This is a genomic window from Microbacterium sp. A94 (genome assembly GCF_051842855.1).
Classification (GTDB): Bacteria; Actinomycetota; Actinomycetes; order Actinomycetales; family Microbacteriaceae; genus Microbacterium.
This window is the reverse complement of sequence record NZ_JBPXMU010000005.1, coordinates 97,207-114,266: the sequence shown is the minus strand read 5'-3', so window position 1 is coordinate 114,266 and position 17,060 is coordinate 97,207. Positions and strand designations below refer to the sequence as shown.

Below are 17,060 nucleotides of genomic sequence, written 5' to 3'. Positions count from 1 at the left end.
CGATCTGAGCTCTTCCCGTTCGACGTCTTCAGTGAGAGGGTCTAAAACGACCCGCGACTGAAGGAGAACAATCATGAAGTTCATGCTGATCATGCGAGCGACCGACGCGGCTGTAGAGGCATACAAGGACGTGCCATTCGAGCAGGTCATCGAAGCCATGGGCAAGTACAACGAGTCGATGATGAAAGCCGGAGTGCTTCTCGCCGGCGAGGGCCTGACGGACGCCGCTGAGGGCTTCGTCGTCGATTTCTCGGCGGAAACGCCACTGGTCACGGACGGCCCCTACGGGGAGACGAAGGAGCTGTTCAACGGCTTCTGGATCATCGAGGTCTCCACCCGGGAAGAAGCTGCGCAGTGGGCAGGGCGCGCCCCGCTCGGCGCCGGCTCTTTTCTCGAGGTGCGCCGGGTCACCGGAGTCGAAGACTTCCCTGCTGACAACGAGTGGATTGAGAAGGAAGAGATCATGCGCGGCGAACAGGCGAAGCGCGCGCAGGAGTCATGACCGATCGGTCTGGCCACGCGGTGGCGCGCTCCGCCGAGCAAGCGGAGCGTGCCATCGCCGCTGTCTGGCGCATCGAATCAGCCAAGATCATCGCGACGCTCACGCGCATGGTCGGCGATTTCAGCCTTGCCGAAGACCTCGCCCAGGAAGCCCTCATCGATGCCTTGAAGCAGTGGCCCGCTGAGGGCGTGCCGCGTAATCCCGCAGCATGGCTGACCGCCGTCGCCAAACGCAAGGCGATCGACGGATGGCGCCGCCAAGAGCGCTATGACGATCGCATCGCCGGGATCGCCCATGACCTCGAACGCGAACAGGCTAATGCCGCGGATGCCGACCCCTGGGACCCCGACGTCATCGACGACGACGTGCTGCGGCTCGTCTTCATCTCGTGCCATCCTGTGCTCTCGCGTGAAGCCTGTGTCGCGCTGACCCTGCGGGTTGTCGCGGGGCTCAGCACCGAGCAGATCGCGCGCGCTTTCCTCGTGCCGGTTGCGACAGTGCAGCAGCGCATCGTGCGAGCGAAGAAGACGCTGACCGCAGCGAACGTGCCCTTCGAAGTGCCGCCTCGCGAGGAGTATGCCGAACGTCTGAGCGCGATCTTCGGCGTGCTCTACCTGATCTTCAATGAGGGGCACGCGGCGAGCAGCGGCGCGGATTGGATGCGCCCCGAACTCAGCGCCGAGGCCATCCGGCTCACCCGCGTACTCACTTCGCTCGTGCCGAAAGAGCGCGATGCCCACAGTCTGCTCGCTCTGATGGAACTCACCGCCGCGCGTTTTCCTGCCAGGGCGAATGCGAAGGGGGAGCCGGTGCTTCTGGCCGATCAGGACAGATCCCGCTGGGACCGTAGTCGCATCACCCGTGGACGGGCGGCGCTGGCCAGAGCCGACGCACTCGGTGGCGGACGTACCGCCTATGCACTGCAGGCCGCAATCGCCGAGTGCCATGCCATCGCAGCAGCCATCGATGACACCGACTGGGAAAAGATCGTCGTGCTGTACGAGGCATTGGGCCGCATCGCGCCCTCGCCGGTGATCGAGCTCAATCGGTCAGCTGCGGTCGCGATGGCGACCGGGCCGGCATCAGCTCTGCTCATTATCGACCGGCTGGTCGCATCCGATTCCCTGCAGGGCTACCACCTGCTGTCGGCAACACGCGGTGAGATGCTGTTGCGTCTGGGACGAAAAGAAGAGGCGCGCTCCGAGTTCGCCACCGCCGCGAAACTTGCGGGGAACGACAGGGAGCGCGCCCTTCTGGAAGCGAAAGCCTCCGAGTAGTCGGTGTTAGTCGCGGACCTTGTTACCTCGTCCGACGATCAGACCGTAGATCAGGAGCACGATGATCGCGCCACCGATGGCGAGGGCCCAGGTGCCGAGGTCGAAGAACTCCTCCAGGCCACGGCCGAAGAGCATGCCTCCGATCCATCCGCCCAAGAGCGCTCCGACGACGCCAAGGATCAGCGTTACGATCCATCCGCCGCCCTGCTTGCCGGGCAGGATCAGCTTTGCGATTGCACCGGCGATGAGGCCGAGAATAAGAAATCCAAGAAATCCCATGATGTGCTCCTTACGTCGTTGGTGACGGTGAGGCAATCATGCTCCGCCCAAGAAAGCGACGCAACCCATTGACAGGCGCGCCCTCAATGCGAAAGGGTGCCCGCCTCGGACGAGACGGACACCCTTAAAGCACAGAGACTAGTTGCTGCGAGCGATCGCGATCATGCGCAGGATCTCGACGTACAGCCAGACGACGGTGACCATGATGCCAAAGCCGCCCATCCAGCCGAACTGGCGGGGAGCGCCGTTGCGCACACCCTGCTGGATCTGATCGAAGTCGAGCACCAGCGAGTAGGCAGCCATGAAGACGACGAGCACGCCGAGGATGAGTCCGAGCGGGATGCCCATGATCTCAGCGCCGCGCAGGCCGAACGGGTTGTCGTTGACGCCGGTCCACATGAGTACGAGGTTCAACAGCGAGAAGACCAGGTAGCCGATCATCGCGATCATGAAGATCTTCGTCATCTTCTTGGACGCGCGGATCTTGCCGCTGGCGAAGAGAGCGAGGGTGACACCGACCACGGCGAGGGTCGCGAGCGTCGCCTGCAGGACGATGCCCGGGTAGATGATCTCGAAGAACGCCGAGATGCCACCGATGAACAGACCCTCAAGAGCCGCATAGGCGAAGATCAGCGCCGGGCGCACCTTCTTGCGCGAGGTGAAGGTGATCACCATGGCGAGGACGAATCCGCCGAGCGCACCGATCAGCCAGGGCACCATCGAGATGGAGGCCGCCGAGGCGAGTTGTGTGCCACCGAGCGTCCAGATCCAGCCGATAACGGCGGTGACCAGCAGAATCCCGAAGAGACCTGCGGTCTTCCAGACGGTGTCCTCGACAGTCATCCGGTCGGTTTCGATGGCGCCGGCGGGGGGAGCGGCGTACATTCCCTCCAGCTGCGCGTTCGCGGCAGCATCCATGCCGGCGTGCTGGAACGAAGCAGTCTGAGCCCCGGCCTGTGGGCTACCCGGATAGGTCGCCACATTACGGGGGTCTTGCTTCTGGAAAGCGGGATTGTTGAACGCGAAATTGCTCATCGGTGGGCCTCACTCCAAGTGGGGTATATAGGTCGCTTTCCTCAACGATAGCGGGCGTTTTCTTTGCAGGGGGTGTTCTACGCTGAGAGCATGCCCAGGAAGTTTCCCCTCGTCATCGGTCATCGGGGCGCGCCTGGTTACCGACCCGAGCACAGCCGGTCCTCGTACGAGCTCGCCTTGGCAATGGGTGTGGATGCTGTTGAGCCGGACATCGTGGCCACCAAAGACGGTGTCCTGGTCGTTCGGCACGAGAACGAGATCTCGGGCACGACTGATGTCGCCGAGCATCCGCGGTTCGCTGATCGCAAAACAACCAAACGCATCGACGGCGAAGCGCTGACCGGGTGGTTCACCGAGGATTTCACCTGGAGTGAGTTGGCGACGCTGCGGGTGACCGAGCGGTTACCGAAGATCCGCACCTCGAGCGCGTCGTTCAACGGCGCGCAGGGCATCCTGCGCCTGATCGATGTTCTTGATCTGGTGCGCGCCGCATCTGCCGAGCACGGACGCGAGATCGGCGTCGTGCTCGAGGTCAAACACGCGACGTACTTCGCGAGCATCGGACTGGATCTCGTGCCGTTGATCGTGCGCGACCTGCGGGCGGCCGGGTGGGCCGATGGCGAACTTCCGCTGGTGATCGAGGCGTTCGAATCCACCGTGCTCCGGCAGCTGCAGAAGCACGACATCTCGGCGTCGTACATCTATCTGATCGAGGCATCCGGTCGCCCCTACGATCAGCTCGTCGCGCACGGACGGGCGGCACCCACGTACAAAGCGACGGTCACACCGGAGGGCCTGAATGGCCTGATCGGTCAGGTCGATGGCATCAGCGTCAATAAGCGGATGCTGCTGGCCAAGCAGAACACAATCGTCGCAGATGCCCACGCCCGTGGCCTGAAGGTCTTCACCTGGACGGCCCGCCCCGAGAATGCCTTCCTTTCGGCGGAGTTCCGTGGCGATGGAGGTAAGCCCGCATTCGGCGACTATGAGGGGGAGTGGGCGGCGATCGCACGCACCGGTGTGGACGGTGTCTTCGTCGACCACCCAGACCTCGGAGTAGCTTTCTTCCGCGGCTGAGCGCCTGTCGCATGGCGCGGCGTCCTGATGGTGCCAGACTGACGGCATGAGCGGAATCGTCGCTGACGGTGTCAGCAGAGCCTTCGGCCACGTGCAGGCTGTCCGAGACGCGAGTTTCCACGCCGCGCCGGGACGGGTGACGGGCCTGATCGGGCCGAACGGAGCGGGAAAAACCACGCTGCTGCTGATGCTGGCGTCCCTGCTCGCGCCAGATACCGGCACGATCCGCATCGGTGAAATCGATCCGCTTGCCGACCCCCTGGGCGCGCGCCGACTTCTCGGCTGGATGCCGGACGCCCTCGGCGCCTGGCCGTCACTCACGGCGCGGGAGACGATCGTCACCACTGCGCGGCTCTATGACATGGAACGCTCCGCCGCACATGTGCGCGCAGCCGAACTGTTGGAGCTGGTTGGTCTCGTAGACCTGGCGGATGCCCCGGCGAAAGTGCTCTCGCGGGGGCAGAAGCAGAAGCTCGGGCTGGCCCGCGCGCTCGTGCACGACCCCCAAGTGCTGCTGCTGGACGAGCCGGCATCCGGTCTCGATCCGGAAGCTCGCGTGCAGCTGCGCGGGTTGCTGCGGCGACTCGCGAGTGAGGGGCGCACGGTGCTGATCTCGAGCCACATCCTCTCCGAACTTGAGGAGGTCATCGATGATGCGGTGTTCCTCGTGGCCGGATCCGTCGTGGACGCCGCGCCCTCGCAGTCGGTGGTCCGCGCCTGGCGCATTCGTCTTGCCGGATCCGGAGAACAGCAGCTGCGTGGCGACGCGGAGCGGGTCGCCACGGCGCTGTCCATGGCACCGGAATCGCTCGGCATCGATCGAACTGCCCTGCTCGTCGGATTCTCATCCGAGCTGGCGGCTGCCGACGGCCTGCGCAGGATCGTGGAAGCGGGTCTTGCGGTGAGTGAGTTCGTGCCGGCGCAGAGCGCGCTGGAGCATACGTTCCTCAACCTGCCACGGACGGAGACCGGATCATGACCCTGGCACACATCGGCACTGTTGCGCGTCTTGAGCTCACACAGCGTCTGCGCAGCGTCGGTTGGTACATCCTGCTCGGGATCTTCGCCTTGATCCTGCTCGCCGTCACCGGTCTTGCGTTCGCGGTGTATTCCTATACCGGGGTGACGGGTGCGGGGGTCTACTCGATCGTCGTCAATATGGTGCTGCTGCTCGTCGTCCTGGTATCCCCGACGCTCAGCGGAAACGCCATCAACGGCGACCGTGAGGCGGCGACGCTTGCCGCAGTGCAGGTGACCGCGGCATCCACTGGCGACATCATGCTCGGCAAGCTTCTGGCGGCAATTGCTACCGGCGGGGTCTTCCTGCTCGTCGCGCTGCCGTTCCTGGCAGTCTCGCTGTTCGGAGGCGGGGTCCGCCCGGCGACTTTTGCGGTGTCGCTGCTCGTGCTTGCCGCCGAGATCATCATCGTCGCAGCCGTCGGTGTGGGGCTCAGCGGGCTCATTGCACGCCCGCTGTTCTCCGTTGCCGCAACGTACCTCGTCGTGGCGGCGCTGACGATCGGCACGCTCATTGCGTTCGGACTGGGCGGCACGGCGCTGCGCAGTGAGGTCACCGGCTACAGCCGCCCGTACGACAACGCCGGAAATGTGGACTGCGAGCGATGGGACAGCTACACCTACGAGACACCCCGATTCGATCGGGTCTGGTGGGCGCTCGCGGCTAATCCCTTCGTGGTGCTGGCCGATGCCACACCGACAGCGTTCGATGACAGCGGTTGGCCCGTCGACCTGTTCGGCCAGATCAAGTACGGTCTGCGTAGCGCACAGCAGTCGCCGGCGGAGTACCGCTGGGATGAGTGCGTGGCAATGGGCAACGACATGACGCCCACGGCAGAGGAAGTCATCGACAACAGTGTGCCGAGCTGGTTCGTCGGTCTCGGCATCCAGATTGTGATCGCCGGTGGGCTGTTCGCCGGTGCCTGGGCGCGCACGCGCACGCCGGCGCGGATGCTGCCGCCGGGCACACGCATCGCTTGAGCAGCGGACCGGTCTGAGCCGCGGGCACCGCCGGACAGCCGCTGTTCATGTGTAGTACACCGTTCCGACGCGGAGGCGTAAGCGCAACTCGATGGTCTGGGGGCACCCCGCCCGCCTCTTGACCATGGAGTCATATGTCCCGCCTGCAACGCGGACTCGCGACAACAGCGGTATGCGCCCTCAGCGCTGCTCTGCTGCTCGCTGTTCCTACCTCTGCCCTCGGTGCCGAGCCTGAGACACCCGGCTCGGGTGTCGTCCTCAACGAGATCATCTACGACGACATTTCCGGCCACAGCGACCGCGTCGAAATTTACAACGCCGGCACCGAGACCGTTGCGATCGGGGGCTGGACGATCTCGGACGACAAGCGTGATCGATTCAGCACGCCGTTCGCAGACGGCACGGTTCTCGCCCCGGGTGCATTCGCTGTGCTCGTCACCGATGTCGACTTCGACTTCGGTCTCGGCAAGGGCGATGAGGTCGTTCTCTACGACGCCGACAGCGTCGAGGTCGACGCCTACCTCTATGCGAACACTTCGCCGATCGCGACCTTCGCCCGCTGCCCCGACGGCACTGGCGAGTGGGCGCATGCGACTACCGCGACGCCTGGCGCCGCAAACGACTGCACCGTTGCGACAGTCGCCGGATCGATCCTGCTCAATGAGGTCGACTCGGGTCCGGCCGACTGGGTAGAGCTGTACAACCCCGGGACCGAATCCTTCGACATCTCGGGCTACGAGCTTCGCGACAATTCGGATGACCACCGCTGGGCATTCCAGGACGGGACATCGATCGCAGCCGGGCAGTTCCTCGTCGTAGAGGCGAGTTCGATCGGCATCGTCGATGGAGAGCTTGCACGCTTCGACGCACCGATTGGCATCGGCAGCACCGACGAGATCCGGCTCTTCGACAGTGCCGGTGTGCTGACTGATCGGACCGGCGCGTGGGAGGGCCACGCCAACATCGACGGTGACGAGATCGCGGCCACGCTCGCGCGCTGCCTCGATGGCGTCGGAGAGTTCTCCCTCGCTTACGCAACTCCGGGCGCGGCGAACAACTGCGTCCCGCCGACGATCAGCATCAACGAGATCGACTCGAACGGCTCGCCGGACTGGGCCGAGATCGTCAACACCGGCACGGAGCCGCTCGACATCTCCGGCTGGACGCTCATGGACAACGACCCGGCGGGCCACGCCGCGGATGTGACTCCCCTGGCCGCTGGCACGATCCTCGAGCCCGGTGGGTACTTCGTGTTCAACGGCACCGATCACTTCACCTTCGGCCTCGGAAACGGCGACACAGTCACCATCCGCAATGCCGACGGCTTGACCGTCGCTGAGCATGCCTACGCCGCGCACGCGGAGGGCTTCTGGGCCCGCTGCCAGGACGGTACGGGCGACTTCGTCGACGTCGCAGTCGGCACTCCAGGCATCCGCAACGCCTGCGGCAACCCGGTACGCATCAACGAGGTCGAGTCGGATGGTGAGCCCGACTGGGTGGAGCTGGTCAACCCGACCGATGCTGCCCTCGATATTTCGGGCATCATCGTGAAGGATGACGACGACTCGCACGAGTACGTCATCCCTCCTGCCACCAGCATTCCCGCGGGCGGCTACCTCGTGCTCGATGATTTCGACTTCGGAATCGGCAAGGACGACACGGTCCGGGTCTTCGATGGCGACCAGCTGGTTGACCAGGTCTCATGGGGCGAAGCCCACGCGGCCACCACATGGGGTCGTTGCCCGGACATCAGTGGACCGTTCGCTGAGACCGCCGAGCCCACCCCGGGCGCAGCCAACGTCTGCGTCGGCGAGATCGCCGTCACGCCGTGGCCTGGTTCCGCCGACGTACGGGTTCTTGACACCGTGCCGACCTTCCTGGAGGACAGCTCGGGGCTCGACGTGCAGGAGACCGCCGACGGCGCATTCCTCTGGGCCGTTGACAATGGTGAGGGACGCATCTGGAAGCTTGAAGCGTCTGCCGATGGCTCAGTCGCGCTTGTGGACGGCTGGGAAGACGGCAAGCGGGTGCGCTTTCAGAGGGATGCTGACGCCCCGGGCGCCGCTGGACCCGACACCGAAGGCATCACCGTCGACGGTGATGGCCTCGTCTACGTCGCATCCGAGCGCGACAACAGTGTGAAGGGCGTCAACCAGAACACGGTGCTGCAGGTTGATCCGGATGAAGCTGGCCCCGACCTCATCGCGCTCAACGAATGGGATCTCACCGAACTGCTTCCGGCAGTCGGCGCGAACCTGGGCATCGAAGCGGTCGAGTGGGTCTCGGATGAGATGCTCGCGGGCATGCTCTTCGACGACAACACGCAGGCAGCATACGATCCGTCGGCGTACGCGGGCGACGGACTGTTCTTCGTCGCGGTCGAGGATGGCGGCGGCGTGTACGCCTTCGCGCTCGCCGCAGACGGTTCAGCGCAGCTCGTCTCGACGATCGACCCCGGGCTTGCCGGCGTCATGAGCCTGGACTACGACTCCGTTCTCGGAGTTCTGTGGGCCGTGTGCGACGACGGATGCCAGGGGCGCTCCGCGCAGATCACACTGAACGGCACAGCTGATCCCGGCATCGCGCAGTTCGCCCGTCCAGCAGGTCTGCCTGACATCAACAACGAGGGCTTCGCCACGGCGCCGTCCTCGCTCGCGGTGGACGATCAGCGTCCGGTGTGGTGGTTCGCCGACGGCTATGCCTCTGAGTCGCTGCGCACCGGAACGCTGCCGGTCGCCGCGGAGCCGGAGGTTCCTGTGGAGCCGGAGGTTCCTGTCGAGCCCGAGGTTCCTGTCGAGCCCGAGGTTCCTGTGGAGCCGGAGACACCGACAGAGCCCACCGTTCCGACTCAGCCTGAGACGCCGACTCAGCCTGAAGCGCCGGGCACCCCCGACGCTCCGACTGAGCCGAACGCCCCCGAGCGCCCCATCGCACCGGGCGAACCGGCCCAACGGGAGGGCGCACTTGCGACCACGGGAACTGAGCTGCCGATCGGCGCTTCCGTGATGGCGCTCGCGCTGCTGCTGACCGGGGGGATCGCACTGGTTGCGCGCCGCCGCAGGCAGCGAGTCTGACACCACCGAGGCGCCGAGGAACAGTCGTTCCTCGGCGCCTCGGCTTTCACCTGCGTGTGCGGATCACTTCGCGTCGAAGGGGCCCCGGCGCGTGGAGACGATCTCTTTGCCCAGCGGCATGAGCGAGATCGGCACCATCTTGAAATCGGCGATCGCCATCGGGATGCCGATGATCGTGATGCACAGGGCGACGCCCGAGACGATGTGCCCGATCGCCAGCCACCAGCCGGCGAGGATCACCCAGATGACGTTGCCGAGGAATGCCCCGACCCCTGCAGTCGGACGTTCGACCACCTGCCGACCGAACGGCCACAGCGCGTAGCCCGCCAAGCGGAACGAGGCGATCGCCCAGGGGATTGTGATGATCGGGATGCACAACAGGACTCCGGCCAGGATGTAACCCAGGAAGAGCGCCCAGCCGGCGAGGATCACCCAGATGATGTTCAATATCGTGCGCATGAGCATGATTGTGGCACTCGAGACCCTGAAAGCGCCAGGATCGCAACGTCGGCGGCCCGGCCTAGACTCGTAGAGACATGACCGACGCACCTCTCATCGTTCCCGAATCCGCTGGCCCACGCTCGTCTGCCGGCGATCAGGACGACCACCTCTCCGGCCTCAACCCGCAACAGCTCGACGCCGTGACCTACCGTGGTCCGGCGCTGCTGATCGTCGCCGGGGCAGGCTCCGGCAAGACCAGCGTGCTCACGCGCCGTATCGCCTCGCTGTTGCGCAATCGTGAAGCATGGCCGAGCCAGATCCTCGCCATCACTTTCACCAACAAGGCCGCCGGTGAGATGCGCGAGCGTGTTGCCGACATCGTCGGCGAAGCTGCTCGGGGCATGTGGATCTCCACCTTTCACTCCGCCTGCGTGCGGATCCTGCGCCGTGAAGCAGAACAGTTCGGCTTCACCAAGTCGTTCACGATCTATGACTCCGGCGATTCGCGGGCGCTGTTGAAGCGTCTGGTCAAAGAGCACGAGGCCGACGCCTACGGGCTGACCCCGGCATCCGTGCAGTCGCGGATCTCGAAGCTCAAGAACGAACTGCAAGACGCTGAGTCCTACTCGCGCGATGCGAACATGAGCGACCCCGCCGAACGCAAGTTCGTCGAGATATTCGCCGACTATCAGCGCAACCTGCGCAAGGCCAACGCTTTCGACTTCGACGACCTCATCGGCCAGACCGTGTACCTGTTCCGGGCGTTCCCGAAGGTCGCCGACACGTACCGCCGCCGGTTCCGGCACATCCTGGTCGATGAGTACCAAGACACCAACCATGCGCAGTACTCGTTGATTCACGAGTTGACGAAGCCGGTCTCGGGTGAGGCAGACGGCGAAGCCTACGGCGACAGCGGCATGATGATCTTCGACGCTCCCTCAGTCGATCCTGTCGCGGGGGCATCGCTCACCGTTGTCGGTGACTCCGATCAGTCGATTTACGCGTTCCGCGGCGCTGACATCCGCAATATCAGCGAGTTCGAGCGCGATTTCCCCGGTGCCAAGGTGGTGCTGCTCGAGCAGAACTATCGGTCGACGCAGAACATTTTGTCGGCCGCGAACGCGGTGATCGGCAACAACTTCGATCGTAAAGACAAGAAGCTCTGGAGCGATAAGGGCGACGGCGACAAGATCGTCGGTTTCACCGGTTACTCGCAGCACGACGAGGCGCAGTTCGTCGCCGATGAGGTCGAGGTGCTTCGCCGGGCGGGAATGCCGTACTCCGAGATGGCGGTCTTCTATCGGACCAACTCGCAGTCGCGCGCTCTGGAAGAGATCTTCATCCGTTCGGCTGTGCCGTACAAGATCATGGGTGGCACGAAGTTCTACGACCGTGCCGAGATCAAAGATGCGCTGGCCTATCTCGTCGCGGTGTCGAATCCCGCCGACGACATGGCGGTGCGCCGCATCCTGAACAAGCCGCGCCGCGGAATCGGCGAGGTCACCGAGACGGCGATCGGCCGTTTCGCCGAAGAGAACGGCATCAGCTTCCGTGACGCCCTGTCCGTTCCCAGCCAGCTTGGCGTCGGGCCGAAGATTCAGACGGCGATCGGCCATTTGGATGCTGTGCTGAAAGAGGCGACCGCACTCATGCTGCCAGCATCCGGCGAAGTGCCGCCGCCGACAGCCGTGGCCGACGGTCTCAGCGTGCTGCTCTCGAAGAGCGGCTACCTCGACACGCTCCGCGCCAGCCGCGACCCGCAAGACGAAGCTCGAGTCGAGAACCTCGACGAGTTCGTCGCGGTCGCGCGTGATTTCGCCCGCAACAACCCCGAGGGCACGATCGTCGACTTCCTCACCGAGGTCGCACTCGTCTCGGATGCGGACGATCTGCATGACGAGTCGGGAACAGTGTCGATGATGACGATGCACACGGCCAAGGGGCTGGAGTACGACGCGGTGTTCGTCACCGGCGTCGAAGAAGACCTCATCCCGCATCGAATCTCGGCGGGGGAACCTGGCGGCCCGCAGGAGGAGCGGCGCCTGTTCTACGTCGGCCTCACCCGGGCACGAAAGCGCCTGCACCTGTCGCTGGCCATGACCCGGGCGCAGTTCGGCGAGGTCACCGTCGCCATGCCCAGCCGGTTCCTGCAAGAGATTCCTGCCGGACTCGTCGACTGGCGTCAGTCGCCGGGAGACGTGAATTCGCGTGGTGGCATGCAGTCGCGTGCACTGAATGCGCGGCGCGGCGGGTTCGGTGGGGGAGGCTATGGCGCTTCGGCAGGGGCAGGAGGCGGCGGCAACGACCGGTTCGCGGTCAAACCGCTCGCTGCGCGCGACGGACTCAAGCCGCTATCGACCTCGATGGACAAGTTCCCCAACAGGGTCACCGGCAAGGTGCGCGACAACGGCGACCTCGAACTTACCGCGGGCGACCGCATCCGTCACTCCGACTTCGGGGAGGGACGAGTGGATGCCGTCACCGGCGAAGGTGCGAAGCGCATCGCGCACGTGCGTTTCGACGCCGCGGGCCTGAAGAAGCTGCTCATCAAGATCGCTCCGATCGAGAAGCTGTAACGCTCAGTCCTCGTCCTGCTGGGTACCGGCTGCCGCGTCGCGAACGGCGTCGTCGAAGTCGGCAGATTGCGAGAGCCCCGCGACGCCGAGGCTGCGGCCCTGCGGGTCGCTCGCGATCACACGAATCCCCCGCTCACGACACCAGGTGGCCAGGGCCGCCAGCATCCACACCGCGACCGATTGCAGCTGTGTGACTTCGGTGAGATCCAGAACAATGACCGCCGGCGACTCGCGGTCCGCCGGACGAGCGTCAAGCCACGCGTCCAGATCGAGCAGCAGTCGTTCCGCTCCGTCGAAGTCGATGTACCCGCGCAGCCGCCATACGGCGAGGTCGTCGGCGTTCTCCTGCAGGATCTGGGTGGCCACGGCATCCTGCTCGGCCCCCAATCCCGCGGCGAGCTCATCATTCGCCGCCGTCACTTCGGCGGCCGAAAGGGTGAGCGGGCGGTGCAGCACATGCAGGCCGAACCGGTTCGCGAGGCGTTGCGCGGCCACGACGCCGCGGAGGCTCGCACCGCTGGCATCCAACCGCGGGCTGAACAGGCCAAGGCCGAACTCACCCGGTGAACTTGCAACCAGGCCACCGGCAACGCCGGACTTCGCCGGTAGCCCGGCGCGCAGCAACCACTCGCCGGCATAGTCGTACATACCGCAGGTGGCCATGATGGTCATGACGTGCTGGCAGGTTTCGGCGCTCGTGACCCGTTCGTGCGTCAGCGGATTCACCCCGCCGTTCGCCAGAGTCGCCCCCATCACCGCGAGATCGCGGGCAGTGACGAGCACAGAGCACTGGCGAAAGTATGTGTCGAGCGTCTCCGACACCGGTGCGGTGAGCGATCCGGCGCTGCGCATGAGGTAGGCCAATGCTCGATTTCGGTCGCCGGACTCCTCCTCGGACGCGAAAACCGTCTCGTCGACGCTCAGATCCCTGCCGGCGAACGCGCTGAGGCGGGAGAGAATGCGGGCAAACCTCTGCTCGGGCGAGCTGCCGGTAACAAGCGACGTTGTGACGATCGCCCCGGCGTTGACCATCGGGTTCGGCGGCCGTCCGGTGCCCGCTTCCAGCTTCACCGAGTTGAACGCCTCGCCGCTGGGCTCGGCGCCGACTCGTGCATGTACAGCATCCAAACCCTGGTCATCGAGCGCGAGCGCGTACACGAACGGCTTCGACGCCGATTGGATTGTGAAGTCGACACCCGTGTCGCCGCTCTCGTACACGCGCCCGTTGAGACCGCACAGGGCAATACCGAACAGTTCGGGGTCCGCGCTTGCCAATTGCGGGATGTAATCGGCGACCGTGCCGCGACGGTCAGAGAGGAGACGGTCGTGCACGACATCGAGAAACGTGGTGACGATGTCAGAGAGTTTCTCGGGCGCTGCCATGGCCCCATGCTACGGGCCGTGCGGGATAGGCTGACAGATATGGCTTTGTTCTCCCGCCGCAAGAAGACCGACGACGTCGTTCCCGAATCACAGACCTCTGCCGAGGCGGATGCCCCGGACGAAGAAGTTCCCGCGGATGCGGTGCAGAGCGAACCCGTGCCACAGATCGGCATCTCTGTGCAGGCGTTCCGCGGCGTCGGTGCCGATGCCGGCCCGCAGGTGACTCTTCCGGATCCGGATGCGCCAGCCCCCGCGCGACAGGCTGTCGCGCCGAAGAACCCCACCGCGACGCCGCTCGTGCCGGAGAAGCGCACGCTCCCGCTGGCACCTGCTCTTCCGCCCGAGCAGACCGAATCGGTGCCGGGCATGAAGGACAACGTCCTGCTGCGCACGGCGCTTGCCGAGTTGGAAGAGGGCCCGAGCAACGAGCAGCTGATCGGGGTGCTGCGTCAGATGATGCAGGGGCACCTGTACCTGCGCGTGCACGGTGATGCCCGAACGCAGATCGCCGAGGGCAAGCCGCTGTCGATCGCCGTGGTCCGAGACGGCGAGCGCGCCTTCATGCTCGCGTTCAGTTCGGCTGTTGCCGTTCGGGACTCTGTGCAACGCGAGACCGAGCCGACGGCAACCTCTGCCGTTGCGCAGCCGGTCACAGCGGTGCTCCAGCAGGTGGTCTCCGGGAACTTCAGCGGCATCATCCTCGACAACGCCTCCGGTGTGCACCGTGCTGTTTTCCCGACCGAGATCCTGTCGAAGGCGCTTGAGCAGGCCGATCCCGCGATGGCCGTCAAGACGTTGATCGCTGCCCCGCGTGAACAGGACACAGCGAAGAAGGTCGGTGACGCGCTCGCCAAGAGCAAGGTCTACGTGGCCGTCAACGACGGCAGCGGCGGAGGCCAGATCGGTATCGCTGAGGCGCAGACGGCTGATGGCAAGCGCTACCTGCAGGTTTTCTCGCATCCGCTCGAGGTTGTTGCACTCGGCCGCAGCGACAAGCCGATGCCGTTCACACCGGAGCAGTTGGCGAAGGTTCTCACCACGCACAGCGCGATCGCCGGTGTGATCGTCGACCCGGCGGGACCGTCGATCCTCGTCGAGCGGGATGCGCTCGCCGCGGTGCTCGTGCTCGCAGTCGACGTCGGCGACTGACCACTACCGTTCGCGGCGGTGCCGTTCTAAGGTCGGTGCATGGCCAGTGAGCGCGTGACATTGACGATCGCCGACCCGGAGGGAGCGCGAGAAGTCGAGCTGTCGAGCCCGAACAAAGTGATCTGGCCTTCGCCGGGCTCAGGGGCCGGCATCACGAAGGCGGAGCTCGCTGAGTATTTCCAGGTCGTCGCCGATCCATTCCTGAATGCCAATGGTGCCCGGCCGGTGTCGCTCGAACGGTTCCGCGCCGGCATCGGCGGCGAGAGCTTCTTCTCGAAGAACCCACCCAAGAGCACGCCCGATTTCGTGGACGCTGTGACCGTCACCTACAACAGCGGCAGGCAGCATCCGCAGATCGTTCTGAACCGGCCGAGCGCGATCGTCTGGGCTGCGCAGATGAATACGATCGTTTTTCATCCGTGGGCGTCACTTGCGTCCGACACCGACAACCCGATCGAGCTGCGCATCGACCTCGATCCGCAGCCGGGCACGGACTTCGCGGATGCCGTCACCGCCGCGCATGGTCTCCGCGAGGTGCTGCGAGAAGCCGATCTCGAGCCCTTCATCAAGACCAGCGGCAACCGCGGCCTGCATGTGTTCTGCCCGATCGTGCCGGAGTGGGAGTTCCTCGACGTGCGTCACGCGGTCATCGCCGCAGGACGAGAGCTGGAGCGCCGCATGCCTGAGCAGGTCACCACGAACTGGTGGAAGGAAGAACGGGGCGAGCGCATATTCGTCGACTTCAATCAGGCTAATCGCGACCGCACGATGGCGGGTGCCTACAGCCCGCGTGCGCTTCCCGCCGCAACGGTGTCGACGCCGGTGGAATGGGACGAACTGGACGGACTGGATCCGACGGTCTTCACGGTGCGCAGCATCCCGCAGCGTCTGGCCGACATCGGCGATCCATGGGCCGATATTCAGACAGCACCCGGGCGGATTGACACGCTGCTCGGCTGGTGGATGAGAGATCTCGACAACGGGCTCGGCGAGTTGTCGTTCCCCCCGGACTTCCCGAAGATGCCGGGTGAGCCGCCGCGCGTGCAACCCAGCAAGATGGTCGCCGAGAACTGGGACGCAGAGGGCAACCCGATCGAGGGCTGACCCGGCCCCGTTCGCGCTGCAGTCAGGCGAGCACGTCGTCAAGGTCGTAACCGGCGACGGTCTCGAGCTGGTCGTAGGTGCACGATCGGGCGTCGCGGTCGGGGCGCCAGCGCTCGAACTGCACCGTGTGTCGGAAACGCGCTCCCTCAAGCTGGTCGTATCGCACCTCCAGCACGCGCTCGGGACGCAGCCGGACGAAGGAGACGTCCTTCGAGCCGGTGAACCTGCTGCGCTCTCCTTCGGCGGTCACCGCTGCACCCGCATCGTCACGCTCAACCATTGGCGCTAGTTCGTTGATGAGCTCCTGACGTCGCTTATCGCTCCAGGCCGCGACGCCGCCGACCTGGCGCAGGACCCCATCCGCGTCGTACAGACCGACCAGCAGCGAACCAACCCCGGAGCCGGATTTGTGGATGCGATATCCGAGCGCGACCACGTCGGCGCTGCGTGCATGCTTCACCTTGATCAGCGTGCGCTTTCCGGGCGCATAGGGCTGGTCGAGCGGTTTCGCGACGATGCCGTCGAGGCCGGCGCCCTCGAACTCGGCGAGCCAGCGCACGGCCGTGTCACGGTCGGTCGTCGTGCGAGTGAGGTGGAGCGGATGCTGGGCCGGGGCGAGCAACTCCTCGAGACGCGCGCGGCGCTGCGCGAACGGTTCATCCAGCAGCATCTCCTCGCCGAGGGCGAGCAGGTCGAACGCGATGAACATCGCCGGTGTCTGTTCGGACAGGAGTGCAACGCGGGACGCTGCCGGATGGATGCGCTGGCTCAGCGCCTCCCAATCCAGCCGCTGGGACCCGGGTTCTCCCGTTGCGACGACGATCTCGCCGTCGAGCAAGCACGGAGCCGTGAGGATCTGCGGCATGGCTTCGACGAGCTCGGGAAAGTAGCGCGTCAGAGGCTTTGCGCCGCGTGAACCGATCTCGACGGTTTCGCCGTCCCACGCGATGAGCCCGCGGAAGCCGTCCCACTTCGGCTCGAACAGCATCCCACCCGCAGCCTTCGAGGGGTCAGGTACGGCGGCGGCGGCTTTCGCGAGCATCGGCGTGGGGATCTCGTAGCGCATGCGTCCATCCTCGCGCCATCTCGCAGGTCGCGGAAGGGGTACAGGCGTCAGCCGAACAGCACGTGTGCCGGCCGGAAACACGCCGGATGGGCTGACAGG

At 65.3% G+C, this 17,060-nt stretch carries 14 protein-coding genes; 9 read left to right on the top strand and 5 right to left on the bottom strand.

The window, feature by feature from the left end; genetic code table 11:
* Positions 1-73: 73 nt before the first annotated feature.
* A complete protein-coding gene (locus ACSU1L_RS13455) occupies positions 74-502 on the top strand; it encodes a YciI family protein (RefSeq protein WP_439256120.1) in 429 nt (142 codons plus the stop codon).
* The gene (locus ACSU1L_RS13450) at positions 499-1,779 is read left to right on the top strand and encodes an RNA polymerase sigma factor (RefSeq protein WP_439256119.1); all 1,281 of its coding nucleotides are present in this window, start codon (positions 499-501) and stop codon (positions 1,777-1,779) included. The genes ACSU1L_RS13455 and ACSU1L_RS13450 overlap by 4 nt, the downstream gene beginning before the upstream one ends.
* Before the next feature lie 6 nt (positions 1,780-1,785).
* Here ACSU1L_RS13450 and ACSU1L_RS13445 read toward each other — a convergent pair whose 3' ends face one another.
* Together ACSU1L_RS13445 and ACSU1L_RS13440 are read right to left on the bottom strand one after the other, a co-directional pair.
* The gene (locus ACSU1L_RS13445; protein WP_438253149.1) at positions 1,786-2,058 is read right to left on the bottom strand and encodes a GlsB/YeaQ/YmgE family stress response membrane protein; all 273 of its coding nucleotides are present in this window, start codon (positions 2,056-2,058) and stop codon (positions 1,786-1,788) included.
* A gap of 138 nt (positions 2,059-2,196) precedes the next feature.
* Positions 2,197-3,093: a Bax inhibitor-1/YccA family protein gene (locus ACSU1L_RS13440; protein WP_439256118.1), complete on the bottom strand. Its 897-nt coding sequence runs from the start codon at positions 3,091-3,093 to the stop codon at positions 2,197-2,199.
* Between the two features lie 90 nt (positions 3,094-3,183).
* On the opposite strand from ACSU1L_RS13440, the gene ACSU1L_RS13435 reads away from it, so the two are divergent.
* The 4 genes from ACSU1L_RS13435 to ACSU1L_RS13420 all read left to right on the top strand — a co-directional run bounded on the left by ACSU1L_RS13435 (position 3,184) and on the right by ACSU1L_RS13420 (position 9,242).
* A complete protein-coding gene (locus tag ACSU1L_RS13435; protein ID WP_439256117.1) occupies positions 3,184-4,170 on the top strand; it encodes a glycerophosphodiester phosphodiesterase family protein in 987 nt (328 codons plus the stop codon).
* 46 nt (positions 4,171-4,216) lie between these two features.
* Positions 4,217-5,149 (top strand): ABC transporter ATP-binding protein, encoded by a 933-nt coding sequence (locus ACSU1L_RS13430; protein ID WP_439256116.1) that lies wholly within the window; start codon positions 4,217-4,219, stop codon positions 5,147-5,149.
* Positions 5,146-6,168 (top strand): ABC transporter permease, encoded by a 1,023-nt coding sequence (locus ACSU1L_RS13425; RefSeq protein ID WP_439256115.1) that lies wholly within the window; start codon positions 5,146-5,148, stop codon positions 6,166-6,168. Before ACSU1L_RS13430 ends, ACSU1L_RS13425 begins: the two co-directional genes overlap by 4 nt.
* A 134-nt stretch (positions 6,169-6,302) precedes the next feature.
* On the top strand, positions 6,303-9,242 hold the full coding sequence (locus tag ACSU1L_RS13420) for a lamin tail domain-containing protein (RefSeq protein WP_439256114.1): 2,940 nt from the start codon (positions 6,303-6,305) through the stop codon (positions 9,240-9,242).
* A 63-nt stretch (positions 9,243-9,305) separates the two neighbouring features.
* On the opposite strand, the gene ACSU1L_RS13415 is transcribed toward ACSU1L_RS13420, so the two are convergent.
* Positions 9,306-9,701, bottom strand: a complete 396-nt coding sequence (locus tag ACSU1L_RS13415) for a YccF domain-containing protein (RefSeq protein ID WP_438253155.1) — start codon at positions 9,699-9,701, stop codon at positions 9,306-9,308.
* 77 nt (positions 9,702-9,778) lie between these two features.
* Here ACSU1L_RS13415 and ACSU1L_RS13410 point away from each other — a divergent pair, with 77 nt between their 5' ends.
* Positions 9,779-12,259: an ATP-dependent helicase gene (locus tag ACSU1L_RS13410; protein WP_439256113.1), complete on the top strand. Its 2,481-nt coding sequence runs from the start codon at positions 9,779-9,781 to the stop codon at positions 12,257-12,259.
* 3 nt (positions 12,260-12,262) lie between these two features.
* Here ACSU1L_RS13410 and glsA read toward each other — a convergent pair whose 3' ends face one another.
* A complete protein-coding gene (gene glsA, locus ACSU1L_RS13405; RefSeq protein WP_438253157.1) occupies positions 12,263-13,642 on the bottom strand; it encodes a glutaminase A in 1,380 nt (459 codons plus the stop codon).
* A gap of 39 nt (positions 13,643-13,681) precedes the next feature.
* On the opposite strand from glsA, the gene ACSU1L_RS13400 reads away from it, so the two are divergent.
* Together ACSU1L_RS13400 and ligD are read left to right on the top strand one after the other, a co-directional pair.
* Positions 13,682-14,791: an SseB family protein gene (locus ACSU1L_RS13400; RefSeq protein ID WP_438253158.1), complete on the top strand. Its 1,110-nt coding sequence runs from the start codon at positions 13,682-13,684 to the stop codon at positions 14,789-14,791.
* Between the two features lie 39 nt (positions 14,792-14,830).
* Entirely contained in the window at positions 14,831-15,895 is a 1,065-nt protein-coding gene (ligD, locus tag ACSU1L_RS13395) for a non-homologous end-joining DNA ligase (RefSeq protein ID WP_438253159.1), read from the top strand.
* Positions 15,896-15,917: 22 nt separating this feature from the next.
* On the opposite strand, the gene ACSU1L_RS13390 is transcribed toward ligD, so the two are convergent.
* Positions 15,918-16,961, bottom strand: a complete 1,044-nt coding sequence (locus tag ACSU1L_RS13390; RefSeq protein WP_439256112.1) for an ATP-dependent DNA ligase — start codon at positions 16,959-16,961, stop codon at positions 15,918-15,920.
* Between the last annotated feature and the right edge of the window lie 99 nt (positions 16,962-17,060).